Source organism: Paenibacillus silvestris, from assembly GCF_009882985.1.
GTDB lineage: Bacteria > Bacillota > Bacilli > Paenibacillales > NBRC-103111 > Paenibacillus_E > Paenibacillus_E silvestris.
The window spans coordinates 788,641-810,339 of the sequence record NZ_WTUZ01000010.1 but is presented as its reverse complement, the minus strand read 5'-3'; the positions used below and the strand labels follow the sequence as shown (position 1 = coordinate 810,339).

General features: G+C 49.4%; 10 protein-coding genes. 9 read left to right on the top strand and 1 reads right to left on the bottom strand.

The window, feature by feature from the left end:
• The first annotated feature begins 96 nt into the window (after nt 1-96).
• From GQF01_RS07200 to GQF01_RS07160, 9 genes are all read left to right on the top strand, one after another.
• Complete coding sequence (locus tag GQF01_RS07200) at nt 97-1,473, top strand: class I SAM-dependent rRNA methyltransferase (RefSeq protein WP_161406108.1); 1,377 nt, start codon at nt 97-99, stop codon at nt 1,471-1,473.
• Between the two features lie 219 nt (nt 1,474-1,692).
• Nucleotides 1,693-2,265: a type II toxin-antitoxin system PemK/MazF family toxin gene (locus GQF01_RS07195; RefSeq protein ID WP_328803409.1), complete on the top strand. Its 573-nt coding sequence runs from the start codon at nt 1,693-1,695 to the stop codon at nt 2,263-2,265.
• 387 nt (nt 2,266-2,652) lie between these two features.
• Entirely contained in the window at nt 2,653-3,771 is a 1,119-nt protein-coding gene (locus tag GQF01_RS07190) for a citrate synthase/methylcitrate synthase (protein ID WP_161406461.1), read from the top strand.
• Between the two features lie 180 nt (nt 3,772-3,951).
• A complete protein-coding gene (gene addB / locus GQF01_RS07185; RefSeq protein ID WP_161406106.1) occupies nt 3,952-7,479 on the top strand; it encodes a helicase-exonuclease AddAB subunit AddB in 3,528 nt (1,175 codons plus the stop codon).
• Between the two features lie 27 nt (nt 7,480-7,506).
• Nucleotides 7,507-11,481 carry a helicase-exonuclease AddAB subunit AddA gene (gene addA, locus GQF01_RS07180; RefSeq protein ID WP_161406105.1) on the top strand — a complete coding sequence of 1,325 codons (3,975 nt, stop codon included), beginning with the start codon at nt 7,507-7,509 and terminating at the stop codon, nt 11,479-11,481.
• A 15-nt stretch (nt 11,482-11,496) separates the two neighbouring features.
• Nucleotides 11,497-12,675: an exonuclease SbcCD subunit D gene (locus tag GQF01_RS07175; protein WP_161406104.1), complete on the top strand. Its 1,179-nt coding sequence runs from the start codon at nt 11,497-11,499 to the stop codon at nt 12,673-12,675.
• A gap of 239 nt (nt 12,676-12,914) precedes the next feature.
• Nucleotides 12,915-16,382 carry an AAA family ATPase gene (locus GQF01_RS07170; RefSeq protein WP_161406103.1) on the top strand — a complete coding sequence of 1,156 codons (3,468 nt, stop codon included), beginning with the start codon at nt 12,915-12,917 and terminating at the stop codon, nt 16,380-16,382.
• A 95-nt stretch (nt 16,383-16,477) separates the two neighbouring features.
• Nucleotides 16,478-17,575 carry a chymotrypsin family serine protease gene (locus GQF01_RS07165; protein WP_161406102.1) on the top strand — a complete coding sequence of 366 codons (1,098 nt, stop codon included), beginning with the start codon at nt 16,478-16,480 and terminating at the stop codon, nt 17,573-17,575.
• Nucleotides 17,576-17,737: 162 nt separating this feature from the next.
• Nucleotides 17,738-19,675 carry a stalk domain-containing protein gene (locus GQF01_RS07160; protein ID WP_161406460.1) on the top strand — a complete coding sequence of 646 codons (1,938 nt, stop codon included), beginning with the start codon at nt 17,738-17,740 and terminating at the stop codon, nt 19,673-19,675.
• A gap of 69 nt (nt 19,676-19,744) precedes the next feature.
• Here the strand turns inward: GQF01_RS07160 and GQF01_RS07155 are convergent, their stop codons facing one another.
• Nucleotides 19,745-21,667, bottom strand: coding sequence for an FAD-dependent oxidoreductase (locus GQF01_RS07155; protein WP_161406101.1), 1,923 nt, complete (start codon nt 21,665-21,667; stop codon nt 19,745-19,747).
• Between the last annotated feature and the right edge of the window lie 32 nt (nt 21,668-21,699).

Sequence of the window (21,699 nt, the reverse complement as noted above, 5' to 3'; positions counted from 1 at the left end):
ACTTTTCATTATCACTCAATATATGTGACCGTACAGACAAGCATGACAAGCACCAGAGAGACGGAACGTATCACACAAAGGACGGCTAACTGACATATGGCAGCAGTATTTTTACATAAGAAACGTAAAGCTCGTTTAGAGCAAGGTCACCCATGGGTGTACAAAAGTGAGATTGAGCGGGTAGACGGCGAAGTTGTGCCGGGGCAGCTCGTTCCAGTGCAAACGCATCTGGGTCAATATTTGGCGACGGGCTATTACAATGAAGCTTCGCAAATAACGGTCCGAATTGTATCGTATAAGCCGCTTGAAGCCATGACGACGGACTTTTTTGTTGAGCGGTTCACACGCTGCTTGCAGCATCGCAGCCGTTTCGTGAAAGAGGCGAAATCTTACCGGTTAGTCTACGGTGAAGCAGACTTTTTACCAGGGCTTATTGTGGATAAGTTCGAGGATACGCTGGTTGTGCAAATTCTCACACTCGGGATGGATCGCTGTCGGGAGCAGATTGTTGCTGCACTCGTCCAAGTTGTAAAGCCGACAGGCATCTTCGAGCGCAGCGACGTGTCGATCCGCGAGCTGGAAGGCTTGGAACAAACCAAAGGCTTATTGTACGGCGAATGTCCCAAACATGTGGATATTCTTGAAAATGGCCTGCGCATCCGAGTGGATATCGAAGAAGGCCAAAAAACAGGCTACTTCTTCGATCAAAGAGAAAATCGTGCAGCCATTGCTCCGTTGATGACAGGCTGGGGCCATCGCAGCGGCATCGAGCTGCAAGAAGTGGAGCACGAGGGCGCTGTCCAAACGCTGCCAGTTAATGCGAACGGCAAAGTCGTGATATTCCCTCACTGGGATGGCGCCTCCGTGCTGGAGTGCTTCTCCCATACCGGCAGCTTTACCCTCAACGCGTGTAAATTCGGCGCCAAAAAAGTGACCTGCCTGGACATTTCCGAGCATGCCATTGAAAGCGCGAGAACAAATGTTGGTTTGAATGGTTTCCAAGACCGTGTGGAATTCGTTGTCGCGGATGCATTTGAATATTTGAGAACCCAAGTTAGAGGGTTGGATGAACGGAAAGTGCGTGCTAACGCTGGAAGCTCCGCTCAAGGGAAGAAGATCGACACGTCTAAGCCGGTCGCAGAGGGCGGCAGGACTTGGGATGTCGTCATTCTGGATCCCCCGGCTTTTGCCAAAACCAAAAGTGCAGTTGAAGGCGCATGCCGCGGCTACAAAGATATTAACCTGCACGGCATGAAGCTTGTGAATGAAGGCGGGTATCTGGTTACGGCAAGCTGCTCGTACCACATGCATCCAGAGCTTTTCCTGGAGACGATTCATGCGGCGGCGATGGACGCAGGCAAGATCTTGCGTTTGGTTGAATTCCGCGGGGCGGGCATGGATCATCCGCGCATTCTCGGTGTGGATGAGGGGCATTACTTGAAATTCGCGATTTTTGAGGTGCGAAGCAAATAAGTAGGGATGAGCGGGGCCATTGTGGTCTCGCTTTTTTTAGTTTGAGGTGCAATACCTATTCGGCTCCACGCATTCTTTAGCTGGCCAGACTGTTGAGTTACGGAATATGATAAATATTTGATTGTAATGTTATACAACTTAGTGCTAGTCTCACCGCCCTAATTTGTAATATAATGGTTAATATGGGAGAGTGGTGAGGTGGGTCTAAACGAAGATATCGTGGCATTGAAAGAAGAAGTTGCAAAAATACTTGATGGTTTTAATAATAAAATGCTCAAAGAAATCACCAAACCTGAGATTTATTTGAATCATTTAAAACAAAGGATTAATTTCTTAAACTGGACTTCTAGAAAATATAACTTACTATCCGTTGGAGATCCTGAAACTGTACTTCAAAGAGATGTTTTTTATTGCGAATTTGGATTTAATGTGGGCAGTGAGCAGCAAGAAAATCGTCCTGCAGTAATTCTGCAGAATGATCGAGGTAATGCGTCTTCCAGGACAACAGTCATAGCGCCAGTTTCAACACATAATCATTGTGCTTTCTTTGAAGACAGAGGAAAGAAATATATAAAATTTACTAACGACATTGGAGAGGAAATAACTAAGAAACTTGATTACTATGAGATTCTCATTATCCTAGAAGAGGAATTTGGCGAAAGAGTTAAAGGCTATATAAATGTAGCTCAGATTAAAACGATTAGCAAAAAGAGACTGAGCAGAGTTCCCGTCGGCAGGATAACCACAGGTAATTTTGAGGTAGTTAAGCGAGCAATAAATAGGTTGATTTAATTTGACTAAGGATGGAATTATTGTTAAAATTATTTTTACAACGAAAGTTGATGACTCTAAGCGATGCTTGGAGCAGTAATCTACAAACAAAATATGAGAAAGTACAATGTGCTTTCCAAAAAGGACTCCACTTTAGTGGAGTCTTTTCTTCTTTTAGTTCAGTTCACTTTCCTAATTGTTGCCATCCGGAAAGCTTAAATACAAGAACTGGGGCTATAGAGAGGGAGAGCGTAACTTTCATTTTTATAAACAAATGTAATCACTAAACTTCCGCTGAAACATTTTACTTATCACAATGAAAGAAAACACGAATTGGATGAAGATGCCATATCCGAATATGATGAAGAAAAGCAGTTTCACGCTGCACATCGAAAGGAAAATGACGATATGGCATCGGTAACCGGGTTGGACGGCATTGTGGCAGCAGAAACAGAATTGTCCTTGGTTGATGGAAAAAACGGGGTCTTGGTTTATCGCGGATATGAGGCGAAGGAGCTTGCCTTGCATAATAGCTTTGAGGAGGTTGCCTATTTACTGTGGCATGGGGAACTACCGTCCACGGAGGCCCTGAACGCTTCACGCAAGCATTGGGCGGAACAACGCAGATTACCTGCCGAACTGAAGGCAGTACTGAATTTGCTGCCTTTAGAAAGCGACGTGATGAGCGTGCTTCGCACAGCTACCTCTGTTTTAGGCACCATTAGCCATCAGGAGGCTGAATGGCCACTGGATTTTGAGAGGATTCTCGCTAATACCCTCATGCTGCCAACCATTATTGCTTATCACTATCGACGATCGCAAGGGCTGACGCCAATTGAGCCTGATCCGCAGTTAGATCATGTTGCCAATTATTTGTATATGCTGACAGGTACCGTCCCACAGCAAATTCATGTGAAAGTATTAACAGCGTATTTGATCCTCGCTATGGAGCATGGGATGAACGCTTCCACATTTGCCGGACGTGTTGTGTTATCGACACAATCAGACCTTGCTTCTGCGCTCTGTGCTTCCATAGGCGCAATGAAAGGACCTCTGCATGGTGGGGCGCCATCGGAAGTGCTGCACATGCTGGATGCCATTGGAAACAAAGAGAATGCGGAGTCGTGGCTGCGTGAAGAGCTGAAGGCAGGCAGAAAGCTGATGGGCTTTGGTCACCGCATTTACAAAACAAACGATCCTAGAGCGGAAGCACTTCGGCACCTCATGACTGAACTGGCTGCGGAGGATCCATGGTTCGATTTGGCCATCCACGTAGAAAAAGTAGCTGTCGAGCTGCTGAATGAATATAAGCCCGGCCGAAAATTGTACGTAAACGTGGAATTTTATGCTGCGGCTGTGATGAGAGCAATTGCTCTTCCGACGTCGCTTTTCACGCCGAGCTTCACACTTAGCAGAATGGTAGGATGGACAGCTCATTTGTTGGAGCAAACAAGCTGTAATCGTATTTTTCGGCCGCAATCGGTTTATATCGGCGCATTGCCGGTGTCGCTGCGAAATCGCTCCTAATCAGCAATAGATTTTCAAGTGAAAAGCCATCTTCCCTGTCATGACTACTCATGTAATTGGGGGGAGGCTTTTTTGTTAAGCCATCGTAAGCCCATCATCTGCCACGCCTCTTTTCTACCAAAAGTATGATAGAATAGATAAGATTGATATCTTTAGAGATCAGCTTGAAGGAGGCCCTGTATGTCTATTCGTTTCGTGATCGGCAGAGCCGGCAGCGGAAAAAGTGAACGTTGTTTAGTAGAAATGAAGCATCAGTTGGCGGCAGAACCAGAAGGTGACCCGCTCGTGTTATTGGTGCCGGAGCAGGCGACCTTTCAGGCTGAGCATGCCATTGTGTCAGATCCCGGTATTCGGGGGATGATTCGTGCTCAGGTGTTAAGCTTTCACCGTTTGGCTTGGCGTGTTATGCAAGAAGAAGGCGGTACAGCGAGACTGCCGATTGATGATATGGGTAAGAAACTGCTGCTTACAAGCATTTTACATAAACAGAAAGAAAAGCTCCGCTTATTCGGCCACTCGGCTGAGCAAATGGGTTTCGTAGATCGTTTAAACCAACTCTTTACGGAGATGAAAAGATATTGTGTATCGGCTAAACAGCTCGAAGAGCATGAGCAGAAACGGGCTTCTGTACTTGGGGAGAGCGGTCTGCTTCGAGATAAAATGCATGACATTCAGCTGATATATCGCCAATTTGAATCGGAGCTATCCCGGCAGTATTTGGACGGTGAGGATTATTTGACATTGCTGGCGGAGCAGATCCCGAATTCCGCTTATTTGCGGTCTGCATCTGTGTGGATCGACGGTTTTCATGGTTTTACGCCGCAGGAGTTTGCCGTACTTGGTGCGTTATTTGCGACCTGTAAACAGGTGACTATTACGCTGTGTCTTGACCGGGAGCTGCAAGCCGGGGATACACCGGATGAGTTGGATTTATTTCATCCTACAGCGACGACGATGGTTCGGCTTCAGGAGCTTATTTGGCAGCTCGGATTGCCGTCAGCCGAGGTTCATTTATTGGCGCCGGATCGTTCGCCACGTTATGACGATAGCCCGGTACTTGGGTATTTGGAGCGCAATTTTGACCGTCGGATTGGCGGAGGGGCTCAGCGTTATAAACCGGCTGCAAATGAGAAGATAAGCGATCAGCTCGTGATTGCAGAGGCTGTCCATCGCCGTGCTGAGGTAGAAGGCGCAGTGAGGGATATGCTGGATTTGGTTCGTGAGCATGGCGTACGTTGGCGTGAAGTTGCTGTCATGGTTCGTAATATGGAAGGCTATCAGGATTTATTAAAAGCGGTACTAACGGATTATGAAATTCCGCACTTTTTTGACCAAAAAAGGACGGTACTGCATCACCCGCTCGTTGAATTTATTCGTTCAGCGCTGGAGGTTGTTCAGCATAATTGGCATTATGATGCCGTATTCCGCTGCGTCAAAACGGATTTGCTGCTGCCGAGTGAAGCTGCCGACCAGAGAACGGAGCTCGATAAGCTGGAGAACTATGTGCTTGCATTCGGTATCCAAGGCTACAGATGGACGGACGGCAAGCCATGGAGCTACAAATTCCGGGCCAACCTGGAGCAGGCTGATGAAGGTGTTCAGGAGCAAACGGCTGAATTAGCTGCATTGAATAGAAGCAAAGAGTGGGTGGTGAGGCCGCTTCTCGCTTTTGCCAAACGTCTACAGCAAGCAGGTTCTGTTAAAGAGCAAGTTGAAGCCCTTTATGAACTGTTGATTGCTGTACAGGCTCCTGAGAAATTGGAAACATGGAGTCAGCAAGCGATTCAAGACGGCAAACCGGAAAAAGCACGTGAGCATGGCCAAATGTGGAACAGTGTCATGGAGATGCTGGATCAGTTAGTCGAGACGATGGGGAACGACGACCTGTCCCTTGAGATATTTAATAGCCTCGTTGAGACAGGCATGGAGAGCATGAAGCTTGGACTGGTACCACCCTCGATGGATCAATTATTGATCGGAAGCATGGATCGGACGCGGTCAAGCGGTATTCGTTATGCTTACATTTTGGGTGTGAACGATGGCGTTATCCCTGCGCAAATGCTGGAAAAAGGAGTCCTGACAGAAGCAGAACGTGGTGTTCTGATGGAGTCTGGTCTCCCGATGGCAGACGGAAGCCGGCGCAAACTCCTAGATGAGCAATTTATCGTATACACCTCTTTAACCGTACCAGGTAAAAGATTGTGGATGAGCTATCCGCTGGCGGATGAAGAAGGCAAATCGCTTCTACCATCCGAGTTGATTAAACAAATGCGTCAGTTATTTCCCGGGACCGAGACACCGCTATTGCTTGCAGAACCGGCTGCTGAATCTCCGGAAGATGAGCAGGCTGCCTATATGGCACACCCGAATCAGGCCATTTCCTATTTGGCGGTACGCATGAAGCACTGGATGTTAGGCGGCCGTATGGCGGATCTATGGTGGGAGACCTACAACTGGTATGCAGAAAAGCCTGAGTGGCAGATGAAGCTGCAATCGGTGGTTCAGGCGCTTCGTTATACGAATAAAGAGAACAAAATATCTTCCAAAACAAGCAAGCTGTTATATGGACAAAATCTGCGGGCGAGTGTCTCTCGTATGGAGAAATATGTGGCTTGTCCTTTCTCCCACTTCGTATCCCACGGCCTAAGGCTGCAGGAAAGGCGAGTGTACCGGCTGGATGCTCCAGATATCGGGCAATTGTTTCATGCAGCATTGAACCAGTTTGTTCAAAGACTGCAGCAGGATCAGCTTGATTGGGGGTCTCTGTCGGCAGAGGAGTGCATGGAGCGTTCCGCTCAGGTAGTGGATGAACTTGCGCCAAGACTGCAAGGGGAAATTTTGCTTAGCTCCAGCAGATATGCCTATATCGCAAGAAAATTGAAGCAAGTCGTGGGCAGAGCAGCTGTTGTGCTAGGTGAACATGCGAAGCAGGGTCAGTTTGAACCATTAGGTCTGGAAATTGACTTCGGTCCAGGCAAAGAACTGCCGCCTTTAACCTTTGATTTAGAGAATGGCTGCACCATGGAAATCATTGGGCGAATCGACCGAGTGGATCGGGCGGATGGGGAGCAAGGCGTATTGCTGCGAGTCATTGATTACAAATCAAGTTCGACCTCTTTGCAGTTGTCTGAAGTGTATTACGGGCTGTCCCTGCAAATGCTCACCTATCTGGATGTCATCATTACCCATGCGGAACGTTGGCTGGGTATTGCAGCGAAGCCAGCAGGCGTGCTTTATTTCCATGTGCATAACCCGATGCTTCAGCAAAAAAATGCCTTGGACCCTGCGGCCGTAGAGAAAGAGCTGCGGAAACGTTTTAAAATGAAAGGTTTGATCACGGCAGATGCTGAAGTTGCTGGATTGATGGACAGTGAGCTGTTGAAAAGCGCGGGTCACTCGCAATTAATTCCAGTGGCTTTGAAGAAGGACGGAAGTTTCTATTCAAGCTCCTCCGTCGCCACAGATGAACAGTGGGATACGCTCAGGAAATATGTGCGTAAGCAGGTGAAAGGAATCGGAACGAGCATTACCGATGGTCATGTGGACATTGCTCCCTATCGACTAGACAAAAAAACAGCCTGCTTGCACTGCTCTTATAAATCGATTTGTCAGTTTGATCCGTTGTTTGAAGGCAATGAAATCCATGTTCTGAAGCAGCGTGGGAAAGACCAGCTCTGGAACGAATTGGAGCAAAATGTTAACCCGTGATGAAGATGGAAAGGAGTGCAAAACGAAGTGAATAATCAACAACAGCCTAAGCCTGTGGGCAGTACTTGGACGGACGATCAATGGGACGCCATTACTCTCAAAGGTCAAAATATGCTCGTTGCCGCTGCGGCCGGATCAGGTAAAACCGCCGTACTTGTGGAGCGGATTATCCGGCGAATTTCCGATGAGTGGGAGCCCATCGATGTAGACCGATTACTGGTCGCAACCTTTACCAAAGCGGCAGCTTCGGAAATGAAGCATCGCATACGCGAAGCGCTGGAGAAAGAGCTGATGAAGCAGCCGCACTCGCAGCATTTGCGCAAGCAGATCGCGCTGATGGGGCGCGCCTCGATTACAACGCTCCACTCCTTCTGCTTGGAAGTTGTGCAGCGTTACTTCAGCCTCATTCGTCTTGATCCCGGCTTCCGAATAGCGAATGAAACGGAAGCAGAGCTTATGCGTCAAGACCTGCTCGGCGAGATGTTAGAGGAGTATTACGCGGAAAGCGGAGAGAACAGCGCCTTCTGGCGGCTGGTCGATTCGTTCAGCGGCGAGCGGAATGACGACGCGATCATGCAGCTTATTCAGAAGCTGTATGATGTGTCGCGCAGTCATCCGTGGCCGGAGCATTGGCTCAGAGCGACGGCATCGATGTTCGGGGCGCCGGAGCCCGCACCGCAGGAGGTGCCGGATGAGGCCGCCGCCGTTATGCTGGAGGCGCTGCCTTATGTTGCTGCTGCGTCAGCGCCCGCAGACTACGCGATCTGGGAGCAAAGTCTAATCCGCGACCTTGCTCTGGAGCTCGAAGGAGCCGCTGACTTACTGCGGCAGGCGATAGAAATCGCCGATTCACCAGGCGGGCCAGCTCCTTACTTGGACAATTTACGAGAAGATTTGCTGCTCGTAAATAACTTACTAGAAACGACTACCTATCCGTGGTCCGTTCTGTATCTTGGTTTTCAAACCGTCGAGTTTGGCAAGCTCAAAGCATGCAAAGGCGACGATTACGATAAAGAGCTGCAAGAAGAAGTGAAAGAACTGCGCAATAAAGTCAAAGAGCAAATTAACAAAATGCAAGAAGAGCTGTTCGGCCGAACTCCTGAGCAGTTTCATCAGGAAATTGCCGACATGGCACCGCTTCTACATACTTTAGTAGATTTGGTTGCGGATTTCGGACATCGTTATCAAGCTGGTAAGCAAGCTAAAGGTTTAATCGATTTCGCTGATTTGGAGCATTACTGCTTACAAATTCTAAGCGCACCAGGCTCCATTCCAGGTGAATTAATGCCTTCAGAGGCAGCTCAGGCTTATCGGAAGCAATTCGCTGAAGTATTGCTCGATGAGTATCAGGATACGAATCGTGTGCAAGAAGCGATTGTGGAATTGATTTCGAACGCAAACCCAGGTAATCGGTTCATGGTCGGCGATGTGAAGCAAAGTATTTACCGGTTCCGACTTGCGGAGCCAGGTCTTTTCCTTGAGAAATATAAAGAGTACCGCTCCAACAAAGCGGAGCCGCAAGAAGCGCCGTCCGCGGGCGGCAGAATAGATTTGGCGCGCAACTTCCGCAGCCGGATTGAAGTCGTGGACGCAGTTAATTTTATTTTTAAACAAATGATGAATGAAACCGTCGGCGAAGTCGCATATGATGAGCGGGCTGAGCTTGTATATGGAGCGGGTTATCCGCCCTCTTCCTCAGATTGTTCGGTTGAGATGTTGATCATCGATCGCGCAACAGATGTGCCTGACCCGGGCGAAGCCTATTCGACGGATTCAGAAGAGAATGAGGAAATGAATGCTGAAGCTTTACCCGAGGGTGCTGTTATTGATCCCGTTTTGGAAGCGCAGGAACTGGAGACCGCACAATTAGAAGCGCGAACCATTGCTCGCCAAATTCAAGATCTGATGGGGGCCGGCGGGAAGGAAGCTTTTCAAGTATTTGATAAAAGAACCGGTGGTGACCGCCAAGTCACGTACCGGGATATCGTCATCTTACTGCGCGCCACACAGATGTGGTCGCCGATTCTCATTGAAGAACTCAAGAAAATGGGCATACCTGCTTACGCCGAACTAAGTACGGGGTATTTTTCCGCGACAGAAGTAGAAGTCATGTTATCTCTTCTGAAAGTCATCGATAATCCGTATCAGGATGTGCCGCTTGCTGCTGTATTGCGGTCACCGGTGGTGCAGCTAACAGCCGAGGACTTAGCACTGATTCGTATCGCAGATAAGTCGGTGCCTTTCTACGACTCTGTCTTGCAGGCTGCGAGCGAAGCGAAGACCGAAGAGAATGAGGTTTTGCTGCAAAAGCTGAACTATTTCCTGGAGCTGCTGGAAGCATGGCGGACTGAGGCCAGACAAGGCTCTTTGGCGGATTTAATCTGGCATATTTACAGACAAACAGGTTACTACGATTTCGCAGGTGGTTTACCGGGTGGCGTGCAAAGACAGGCTAACTTAAGAGCTTTGTATGACCGTGCCAGACAATATGAAAGCACATCCTTGCGCGGGTTGTTCCGCTTCCTCCGTTTTATCGAAAGAATGAAAGAAAGCGGTGGGGATCTGGGCACAGCACGTGCGCTTGGGGAGCAAGAAGACGTTGTAAGGATCATGTCGATTCATAAAAGTAAAGGGCTCGAGTTCCCTGTCGTTTTCGTGGCTGGCATGGCCAAAATGTTTAACCAACGAGATCTGAATGATTCCTTTCTTCTGCATAAAGAGCTTGGATTTGGCCCGCGGTTTGTAGACACATCACTACGTGTAAGCTATCCAACCCTGCCTTCCCTTGCCATTAAAAGAAGAATGAAGCTGGAGCTGCTTGCGGAGGAAATGCGGGTGCTCTATGTAGCCCTGACAAGAGCCAGAGAGAAGCTTTATTTGCTCGGTACAGTCAAATCACTGGATAAGCTGTTGCGCGGATGGGGCAGGCATCTGTCCAGAACGGAATGGTATTTGCCTGATTTTGAGCTGGCGAAAGCCAAAAGTTATCTCGATTGGGTAGGCCCAGCCCTGCTTCGGCATCCGCAGGCGAGCCTATGGAGAGAGCGACTTGGCCTAAGTGAAGCTTCTTCAGGGGTGCGATTATTGGATGATCCTTCGGCATGGAAGCTGACCGTCATCAAGCCCGAAAGCTTGCTAGCGGATGAAGCCTTAGAAGAGCACAACATGGCTCCTGACGGAGATCGAATGGACAGCATTCGCCGGATTGAGGCCGTGACGACGTCAGGTGAGTGGCAGGATTGGTTAGATGACCGGTTATCCTGGTCGTATTCCTTCCCAGAAGCGCCTAAACTTTTTGCGAAGACAACGGTATCCGAAATGAAGCGTTTGTCAGAGCTGAATCGAATCGCGGATGAGATGGAAATGCCGGCAGCAACAGAAGTTGCAGTTCCAGGAGTGGCGACGTCATCTTCCAGCAACGGCAACAGCAACGGAAGGTCCATGATTTGGCGCAGGCCTAAATTTATGGAAGAGAAGAAGCTGTCAGCAGCGGAAAAAGGAACGGTTGTCCACGCTGTCATGCAGAATCTTTCCTTGCAGGAAGGGCCGACAGAGGAAAGTATTCGAGGGACACTTCAAGATATGTTAAATAAGCAAACGTTGACTACGGAGCAAAGTGAAGTTGTGGATATTCCGGTTGTGCTGCGCTTTTTCGAGACAGAGGTTGGACAGCGGATGCTTCAGGCCAAGAATGTACAACGCGAGGTACCCTTCAGCTATGGACTGCAAGCCGATGAGGTTTACACGGGAACTGATCGTTCAACGAGCGGTGAAACGGTACTGATTCAAGGAGTCATCGATTGTTTGTTTGAGGATGAACTTGGCCTCGTTTTGGTTGATTATAAAACAGATGCGGTAAAAGGTAACAGCGATACGGAGTTAAAACTGCGGTATGAGCGGCAAATTTCCCTGTATACGCGTGCCGTGGAACATATTTGGAAGCGTCCAGTTCATGGAAAGTTTCTGTATTTCTTCGATGGAGCGAAGCTGCTCGAAATGTAAGGTGGAGGATGAAGCATGCGAATATTACACACGGGTGACTGGCATTTTGGCCGAACGCTGGAAGGGCGAAGCCGTCTGGAGGAGCAGTCTGCTTTTGTGGACGAGCTGGTAGGTATCGTACAAGACCAAGAGATTGATTTGGTCTTGATTGCAGGTGACATCTATGACAGTGTCAATCCTCCTGCAGCTGCGGAACAGCTTTTCTATGAAAGTATTGCGCGTCTCGCAGATGGAGGGAAACGTCATGTTGCCATCATCGCAGGCAACCATGATCATCCGGACCGAGTCGCTGCAGCGGCACCGCTTGCGGGCAAACAAAGCATTACTTTGATCGGCATGCCTGTGCCACAAATCCAGTCCATAGGAATCGCTCGAACTGGGGAGATGGCGCGTCTTATTGCACTTCCTTATCCATCGGAGTCGCGTCTTAAAGAGCTTCTATCGGAAGCTGCGGAGGAGGAAGCGCTGCGGAGCAAATATTCCGAACGAGTTGGAGCGCTTATTCGTAAACAGGCCGCTTCTTTTGAGGCTGGAACTGTTAATTTAATCATGAGTCACCTCTATGTGCTTGGCGGTCTTGAAACAGAGTCAGAGCGACCGATACAAGTAGGCGGCGCGTATACGGTAGATACAACTGCCCTGACAGCAGGGGCACAGTATGTGGCGCTAGGCCATTTGCATAGACCGCAAAATGTCAAAGCAGCTTCGCCTATACGCTATTGCGGATCTCCGATCGCTTATAGCTTCTCGGAAGCCGGACAAGCCAAGTCTGTCACTGTGCTCGACCTACAGCCTGGGCAGGCGGCTGAGCCTAAGGAGATTTATCTAACGTCAGGACGTCCGCTCGTCAGCTGGAAAGCCAAAGAAGGTGTAGGACAGGTTCACCAATGGCTGGAAGAGAAGCGGGATGCTGCGGCTTGGATTGACCTCGAGATCAACATGACGGAAGCGATGTCCATAGAACAAATTCAGTCGCTGCGCAAAGCCTATGACGGTTTTATTCATATTCGTCCCATTTACCCGGAGATGGAGGCTGTCAGGACCGCAATGCCGAAGGCGGATCTGTCCATGGAGGAGCATTTCACGCGCTTCTATTCTCGGCAAACCGGAGGTGCCCAGCCTGAGCCTGAGCTGATCCGGCTGTTCTTGGAGCTCCTGCAGGAGAAGGATTTGGCAGATGCGTCAGGGGAGTAGGAAGCGCCTGGGTGGGCTGATTTCAGACATTTACGTGTAAAAAGTGCAGTAAATTCGCGGAATTCCGGTGGGTTAGGTAGCTATCATGTATTTTGTACATCAAAACGATGAATGTTGCCCCTTTGTTAAACCAAATCTGCACTTTTACTGTGCTTTTTGCATGATTATGGACTTCATTGCACTTATGAGTAAAAATTTACTGCACGTATTACATCTTGTACCACTAGGAGGACCTGAATATGCGTCCAATTGAGCTGCAAATGTCTGGGCTCCAGAGCTATCGAGAACTGCAAACGATTGATTTTAACCAACTGGTAGGAGCGGGCGTATTCGGTATTTTTGGACCGACGGGAAGCGGGAAATCGTCAATTCTCGACGCGATTACGTTATCTTTGTACGGCAAAGTAGAGCGAGCCAGCGGAGGTACGCAAGCGATCATGAATCATGCGGAGCAGACACTGTTCGTTTCTTTCACTTTTGAGCTCACGAATGCAGCGGGCACAGAACGTTATCGCGTAGAGCGGCAATTCAAGCGTGGGACGGAGATGTCCATTAACGGAACGATTGCCAGACTGCTCCATTTGCAGGATAAGGAGACCATTGTACTTGCGGACAAAGCAGGCGAAGTTAATCAAAAAGTGCTGCATATCCTCGGATTATCCATGCAGGATTTTACGAGAGCGGTCGTATTGCCGCAAGGGAAATTCGCCGAATTTCTGACTTTGACGGGCAAAGATCGCAGGCAGATGCTGCAAAGACTTTTCCACTTGGAGCAATATGGGGATCAGCTGAGCGCTAAGGTAAGCTCCAAAGTGAAAGAAACGGATAGTAGGGTGAAACAGCTTGCAGCCGAACAAATGGGCTTAGGAGATGCTTCGGAGCAAGCTCTGCAAGCAGCCAATGAGAGGCTTCAAGAAGCTGAAAGTGAAGCCGTGAGAAGCCGCCAGCATTTGAGCGAGCAAGAAAAGGGTTACGAGGAGCACAAGCAGATTTATCACTGGCAGCAGGAGCAAATCGTGCTGGAAGCGGAAGCGCAGAAACTGCAGGAGCAAGAACCTCAAATCCGTGAGAAAGAGCTTCTAATCGGGCATGCGGAGCTAGCTGAAAAAGTTAAACCCTATCTGGAGCAGCATGAATTAGCAGTTAAGGACGTACAAACGGGACAATCGAAACTAGACACTTCGAAAGTGATCCAGCAAACCACAGAGGCAGCTTACCAGCTCGCAACGGAACAATACGAACAAGCTCAGCAAGAGCTTTCGTTGAAGGAAGGTCCTCTGTTACTCCGGTTAGACCAGTTACAGCAGGCGCTCGTTATTCAGCAGGAGTTGGATCTTGTTGGGCAGCAGGCCAAGCTTGCTCAGCAGCAAGAAAATGAAGTGAAAGCAGCGTTAGCAGCGCTGGAACTAGACATTAAGAAAAGCAATGAGACGAAGCAAAAAGCGGTTTTGAAACAAACAGAACTGAAGGAACAGCTCAGGCAAACGGATACCAATACAGCGATTACTCAACTGTTGCATAAAGCACTTCAGGAGAAAAAAGCGATTGAACAGCTTCAGCTGCAAAAGGAAGGCGCTCAAAAAGCGTTCGATGAGAGAGTTCGTTCGCATGCTGCGCTTGAACATAATCATTTGCAATTAGCAGATAAGCAGAAAGCACTGATGGCAAAGCTTCACATATGGCTTGAGCGTTCAAATGAAATCAGCTTGGAGGGGCAGAAGCAGAGTGACTCTTTCAAAGGTTTTATTCCTGCCTTGCAAGCCCTGTTAGAGCAGATGAAGCTGCGTTGGAAAATGCAAGAGCGCCATGCTCTGGCAGCGATATTGGCAGGTGAGTTAGGGGATGGAGATCATTGTCCTGTGTGTGGAGCAACTGAGCATCCTTCCAAGCTCATTCCAACAGCAGGAGCGGTTACTGGAGAAGAAACCGAGCTGCAGCTTCAACAGGGAGAAGCGCTGCTTCAAAGAGTCAAGGAGCGCATGTACACCCATCAGCAGCGATTACATAGAGTGGCAGCTGTTAGGCAGCAAGCTGTTGAACTAGCGTCGCAACAATCACGATCTCGTTTGGTTGAACTTGAAGTAGTGGGACAAGCATGGAAGGAAGCAGCAGCAGGACTAGAAGGAACAGCAGCTCTGCGTGAGGCAGAGTTGCATGAAGGATTTGAACTCTCTGGTTTACAACAGAAATGGATGGAAATGGAAAATGATGCGAACTCAGTTGTGTCCCGTGCCGATGAGCTCGAGCAGTTATTCCAAGTCTTATTAAAAGAGTATCATGCCCATGAACAACAGATTGTGCAGGTGACTGCTCAGCAGCAAGCGGCTGCAAGTCTATTAACGGAAGCAGAAGCTAATCTCACAGCTGTTCAATCAACGATGAACGAACAAATGAAGATATGGCAACAGACATATACCGAGCTTTCATGGGATGAGATAGATCATCAGTTGGAAGAGCGGCTTGCCAAAGAAAGGCTCGCTGAGGAGCTTCGCGGACGCATCGAGAAGAGCATCCCCTTTTTGGATGAGCTGATTGTGAAGATCGACGAACTCCAGCGTGCCGCAACGGAGCACGATCGGACCGCACTGCAGCTGCACGAGCGGCTGCAGGGGCTTGCGCAGCTCGCTGCCGACAAGTCGCGGCAGCTGGCGCAGCGCGCGCCCGGCGCGGCTGTGCCGCAGCTCATCGCGGAGGCGACCTCCGCGCTTGAGCAGCTGCGTCTCGCCGCGCAGCAAACCAAGCTCGCGCACGCTGCGGCGCAGCGCGAGCAGTCCCTGGCGGCGCAGCGCTATAGCGCCGCCGCCGAAGCCGCTGCCGCTGCCGCGCGGCAGCTGGCACAGACGGAGCGCGCGCTGCATGGCGCGCTCGCGGAGAACGGCTTCGCGTCGCGCGAAGCCGCAGAAGCGGCGGCGCTGGCGCCTGAGCAGCGCCGCCTGTGGGCTCGGCTCGCGGCGGAGCACCGCGAGCGCGAGCAGGCGCTGCGCGCCCAGCTGGCGCAGCTGGCAGCGAAGCTGCAGGGCCGCGTGCTGAGCGCGGACGCGTGGGCGCAGACGCAGGCGCTGCTGAGCGCCGCGAAGGCCGCCGCGGAGGCTGCGCTTGAGTCGCGGGCCAAGGCGGCCCAGGGCGCAAGCGAGCTTGCTGCGCGGCATGCGCGGTGGTGCGAGCTCGAGGCGCAGCGCGCCGAGCAAGCGAAGCAGCTGGAGCGGCTGGGCAAGCTGCAAGCCGTGCTGAAAGCGAACGCCTTCGTCGAGTATTTGGCCGAAGAGCAGTTGATGCAAGTCAGCCGCGCTGCTTCTGAACGGCTGGGTGAATTAACACGGCGACGTTATGCGATTGAAGTCGACTCAGGCGGCGGGTTTGTCATCCGTGATGATGCCAACGGCGGCGTCAAGCGACCGGTTAGCACGCTGTCAGGCGGCGAAACCTTCTTAACTTCGTTAGCTCTAGCGCTCGCACTCTCCGCGCAAATTCAGCTCAAAGGCGAATATCCGTTGGAATTCTTCTTCCTGGACGAGGGCTTCGGCACTTTGGATCAAGAATTGCTGGATATGGTCATTGGCGCTTTGGAAAAGCTTCACATGGACAGTTTAGCGGTTGGCGTCATTTCTCACGTACCTGAACTGCGTGCTCGTCTAGCCCGCAAATTAATCGTTCAGCCAGCGGAGCCATCTGGCCGCGGGAGCCGTATTGTGCTCGAAGAGCAGTAGACGCTTTTTATTCCTGCGTGTTAGGTAAAATCATCAAGCCGATTCGTACAAGTTGGCATACACTGCTACATCTTTTACGAAGAGGAGAATGGTGAATGGCTACATTTCATGAGGCTCTGAAACATAAGAATAGAATTTCACCAGTATTGTTGAAGCGTGCGGAGGTTGTCGCTGTTGGTGTTGGCTATATGGACCCAAGCAAGCCTGGACTTGGCTCTGGCGTCATTGTGTACACCCAGAAGAAAATCGTTCCCTCTAGCATGACCAGCCTCAAAGGAGTGCTTGCCAAAGCGGGTTCGACAGTACCTATTCGCTTCGTTTCTTCTGGGGAATTCAAGCGGCATGATGCAGCTCCCAAACCGAGAGCAGTGAGAATAGGCGGCTATCAAGGCAAGCATCGTCCTATTCCCGGAGGTGTAAGCTTGGGGAAAGTGGATCCGGATTCCACAGGAACGGGCGGCCTCATCGTCACGAAGAACAATCAGTTGTATATCTTGAGTAATAACCATGTTCTTGTCAAAAATAACTCCTCAGCGACTACCATTATCGTACAACCAGGCCCAGCGGATGACGGTCAAGCACCTAGAGAGACCATAGGAAGCCTTTTTGATTTCACCAAGTTAGTCCCGAACGGGATCAATTTCCAGGATTCAGCGCTTGCTAAGCCAACTACGAACAGCTTGCTGAATCCAAGATATATGATTAGCGGATCCGGTCGCCTTGTTACAGTTCCAGGTCATATATCGACTTATCCTGTCGGGCTGCAATTAATGAAGTCAGGTCGTACAAGTGGGTTTGCCAGAGGAAAGATTGAAGCTAATCATGCAGACGTGCGAGTGAGTTATGGAGGAACATTGGGCGATCTGACATTCCGTAACCAATTGGTCATTCGTGGAACTAGAGGACCTGTTTCTTTACCGGGGGATTCCGGCTCCGTATGGCTGCGCTCCAGTGACCGCTTTGCTGCGGGGCTTAATTTCGCTGGGAGTGATAGTGGCATGATTTCGATCAGTAACCCAATTCATGTCGTCATGTCCCGCTATGGCGTGCGCACCGCAGTTCCTGCTGCCAGAGGTACTTTCAAAGCAGGTGTCGTTAAAAGACTTGCGGCGCGGGGAAGCCATGCGCTCGTAAAGCCCCTTTCTGCCGGACAGGGCAAGCGAATTCGCGCCGTGAGGGCCACAGCAAAGTAAGTACACAGACGAAGTAGATAAAGAGCAGGTTTGGATGCATGTCCTATCCTGCTCTTTTTTTTCAATAGATGCTACTTTCTGGACGTGAGCACGTATCAAGTATAGGAGTATTGCCACACCACTTACCATAAGGCTGAAGGGAGTCACTTTTTCTTGAAAAAAATGAAAAAAAGAATCAGTATCATGACGATTGTCGTAGGCGTATTAGCAGCCAGTTTCGCTAGCTCGCCTGCGCCTGCACATGCAGATATCGTATGGGATCACTGGCAGCAAGCAGAGTCGTTAGTTGCCCGCGGCAATAAAGCGGAGGCGGTCTCGCATTGGCAGTTTCTTGCAAATCACTATGCTAGCATCGGAGATTGGGAGAATACAGCTCTGTTCTACGGGAAGTTAGATTCTTATTTCGATGCGATAGGAGATTATGACCAAGCTATTCACTATTACGAGCTGGAAAATGAGTACTGGCTCAAAGCAGGCCGAGATTGGGGAGCTGTTAAGCTGCAGAGAGCCGATCAAATCCGAACAACAGTTGAGCTATATAGACAGGAACGTGATCAGTCCACCATTCGGGAGCTTGCTTTACCTTCAAGCGGTAAGCTGGCCAAGTTTGAACCAGCATACGGTACCTATCTAGGGATTTATTCGGAACAGGATCCCAAAGTAGGTAACATGTTTACGAAGACAGAAGCTGTATATGGCAAAAAGCATGCGATTTATTTGGCCTATGCGCATTGGGGGCAAAGCTTTCCAGCGATGTATGCGAAAAGAGCCAAAGATGCAGACGGTGCGCTGCAAATTGCATGGGAGCCTGATGATGGCTTGGACCCGGTAGAGGATGGCGCGTATTTACGGAAATGGGCGCAAGAGGCAAAAGCGGCGGGTATCCCAATCTTCTTGCGTTTTGCTGGAGAAATGAATGGGGCTTGGGTCAAGTGGCACGGGAACCCCGCTCAATATATAGCGAAATTTCGTATGCTGCATGATGTATTTGCGGCTGAGGCGCCGAATGTAGCTATGGTATGGAGCCCTGGTGATGTGCCTGCGAATGATATCGACCCGTATTATCCGGGTGATGCCTATGTAGACTGGGTGGGTGTCAGTTTATATATTGAACCTTATGAAAATGGGGACCCATCGCTGCCTTCCATGTTAGCTACAAGCAATGTAGAGAGACTGACCAGGCTGTACAATACGTATTCCGATCGTAAACCGTTAATGCTTAGTGAAACGGGAGTTCCGCACTACCAGCATGCGGCTGGGGAAGATTTTACAGAATGGGCAAAGTTGAATCTGCAGAGGCTATACGAAATTATGCCTTACAAATATCCGCGACTGAAAGCCATTACTTACTTTAATGTCAATCAGGGGATGAACAATGCCAAAAACGATTATTCCCTTTCCAGTTCGTCTGATATCCAGAATTACTATAGCAAACTGATTGCAAATCCGTATTTGCTCTCCAAAGTGAGCGATTCAGCTCAGCCGGTAGATCGGGTAGGTTATGTGCCAGTCGATGCTGACCATCAATCATTTACGAAGAAAACGAAGTTCGTTCCTTTTATTAAAATACCCGAGGTCTACATTGGGAAAGTCGAATATATCCTCAATGGACGATTAACTGCCACGCAAACTGAGCTGCCATATGGTTTGGAGCTGCGTGCAGGAGAGGTGCCTGAAGGCTCTGTCCTTCAGATACGTGTGTTGAACAAATCCGGTAAACAAGTCTCGCTGCGTACCTTTGGTGTATCGTCTCAGGTGTCCGTGGACATTGACGGAAAAGATCAGGTTTTCGAGCAGGCTCCAGCCATCGTAAACGGATCTACACTAACACCGCTTCGCGCCATCTTTGAAGCCATGGGAGCGACGGTGGAGTATGAAGCAGCGACTAGAACAGTCAATGCGAAAAAAGGGGGCACAACCGTGCGCTTGACGCTTGACCAGAAAACGGTGTATGTGAACGGTAAAGCCATGCAGCTGGAAGAGCCGGCTCGGCTGGTAAACGGCTACACACTTGCTCCAGCTAGATTCGTAGGGGAAACATTTGGCGGTAAAGTAGCTTGGGATGGCAGCAGTCGAACCGTCACTATCGCAACTAAATAGTTCTGCATAGCAAAAAAGGCTTCAGCCTTGACATGTCGTCAAAGCTGAAGCCTTTTTTACTATGCAACCTTATACGCCTTGAAGAGCTTGCTCTACTTCTTGAACAACCGACAGGGCAGCTGTGCGTGCGCTCGAGAATGCGCGTTCAGCTAGTTCTCCTTTGCCCGTACAACCGTCACCGCAGAAGTAAAAAGGCACATTTTCGACGCGGATAGGGAGGAGATGGTTCGTCGAAATGTTTTTCACGCTGGATACCATGGCTTTCTTGGACACCCTTTTCACCGCGGTAACATCGCGCCAGCCCGGGTAATGCTTATCGAACAAAGCTTCCATCTGCGTGTTTTTACTTTCGAGATAAGCCTTGCGTTGTTCATCACTTTCGAATTGATCGCTCAAGTAAGCGATACCCTGCAGCAGCTGCCCGCCTTCAGGGACTAATGTGTGATCCGTTGCGGACACATCACTGATGAAGAGCTTGTTGTCCATATCGCTAATATAACTGAACGGTCTTGCAACCACTTTGCTAAGTCCTACGTCGTATACCATAACTTCTGTAGCTGTGTTGGATTCGTAAGGTGCCAAGAATGGCTCCCATGCCGTGCCTTTCAACAACTTGACGACTTGCTGAACCGGCATTGCGAAAATCACTTTATCAAAGGATTCTTCGCGGTTTTTCGTTTGAAGCACGAATTTCCGGTCAGCATAACGCAGGCTTTCTACGCCTTCTTGAATAGCGATTTCCCATCTGCCTGATGAGGTGAGCTTTTGCTTAAGTTGGTTGGTGATAACAGCCCAGCTTCCTAGAATATAGTTAACCGGCTTCGAAGAAAGGAACAGGTTATGGTAGTACTCGCTGATCACTGCACCGGATACATTGCGTGCATCTTCAGGGGTGATGAAAAAGTTGGAGCAAACGAGATGTTCCCACAATTCTTTGACATCTTCATCGGCATTGGATTCAGCAAGATAATCAGCTAGGGTAGCATAATTTTTTAGGTTATGGATGTTCGCGATAATGGCGGCAATTTCACCAACGAATCGAACTTTCTGCGCAGTGCTAAGTAAATCCGTTTTCAGGAGGTTGATGGCATCTAGTGGAGCTGTAGTAAGTTGATTGTGCTTCGCATAAACAACTTTCCGTTTATCTACTTGCTTGGATGAGAAAGACAATCCCAGTTCCCGCTCCATGTTCGTGATGGTATGACGATCTATTCCATAAATGGCATGTGCGCCGTAGTTGAGTGTGAATCCTGCTTTTTCATAAGTAAATGCACGGCCGCCAAGTTGCGGGCTGCGCTCAAAAAGAATACCTTCGATATGCGGGTTCTCCGATAAATAAGCGGCCGCGGTTAATCCGGCTAAGCCTCCACCAATAATAGCTACTTTCATTTTGTGTTCCTCCTTGGGGACTGGTTCTACTTGCAGTGGTGTATTAGGCTCGTTTCCACGAATGCCTACCCACATCCAAGCTAAGTTGTTTTTCATCATATCGACTAAATCTGAGTGCTCTTGATTGCACCATGTTCGAATCGTGCCGTTATACATACATACGAGGAGTTCTACTTTTTTCGGTTCAGGCAGCCAATGCAGCAAGCTCTCAGAGAGTACGTTCAAGTGGCGCTGTTCTTCCGTTTTTACGGTTTCATTTTGCAAGGATAAGGCTTGTAAACTTCGTATTAAGAGAGGTATCACGCGAATGTTAGACGATAAGTCTAAAAATAAGCGGTTGATATGTCCTTCAAGCGACTGCACCTTGGAAGGAGGCATCTGTACCCATTCTTGAATCAGTTGGATCTGTTTGCTGAAAAGGTCAGCAATGATGGCGTCTTTACTTTTGAAATAATGGTAAAAAGTTCCCTTGGAAGTCCCCGTTGCTGTGATGATGTCGTCAACAGATACGTTCTCGTAGCCCTTTTCCATAAACATCGATAAGGCGACGTCCATCATGACATCACGCTTTTTGCGGGTGGTGGCCCTCATGAATTGGCTCATCCGCTCACTCCATTCCAACCATCGATTTATTC

Excerpts from the sequence above, each read along its gene's own strand:
- GQF01_RS07165 (WP_161406102.1), top strand. The coding sequence starts at position 16,478 with ATGGCTACATTTCATGAGGCTCTGAAACATAAGAATAGAATTTCACCA.
- GQF01_RS07160 (WP_161406460.1), top strand. The coding sequence starts at position 17,738 with ATGAAAAAAAGAATCAGTATCATGACGATTGTCGTAGGCGTATTAGCA.
- GQF01_RS07175 (WP_161406104.1), top strand. The coding sequence starts at position 11,497 with ATGCGAATATTACACACGGGTGACTGGCATTTTGGCCGAACGCTGGAA.
- addB (WP_161406106.1), top strand. The coding sequence starts at position 3,952 with ATGTCTATTCGTTTCGTGATCGGCAGAGCCGGCAGCGGAAAAAGTGAA.
- GQF01_RS07155 (WP_161406101.1), bottom strand. The coding sequence starts at position 21,667 with ATGAGCCAATTCATGAGGGCCACCACCCGCAAAAAGCGTGATGTCATG.
- GQF01_RS07190 (WP_161406461.1), top strand. The coding sequence starts at position 2,653 with ATGGCATCGGTAACCGGGTTGGACGGCATTGTGGCAGCAGAAACAGAA.
- GQF01_RS07170 (WP_161406103.1), top strand. The coding sequence starts at position 12,915 with ATGCGTCCAATTGAGCTGCAAATGTCTGGGCTCCAGAGCTATCGAGAA.
- GQF01_RS07200 (WP_161406108.1), top strand. The coding sequence starts at position 97 with ATGGCAGCAGTATTTTTACATAAGAAACGTAAAGCTCGTTTAGAGCAA.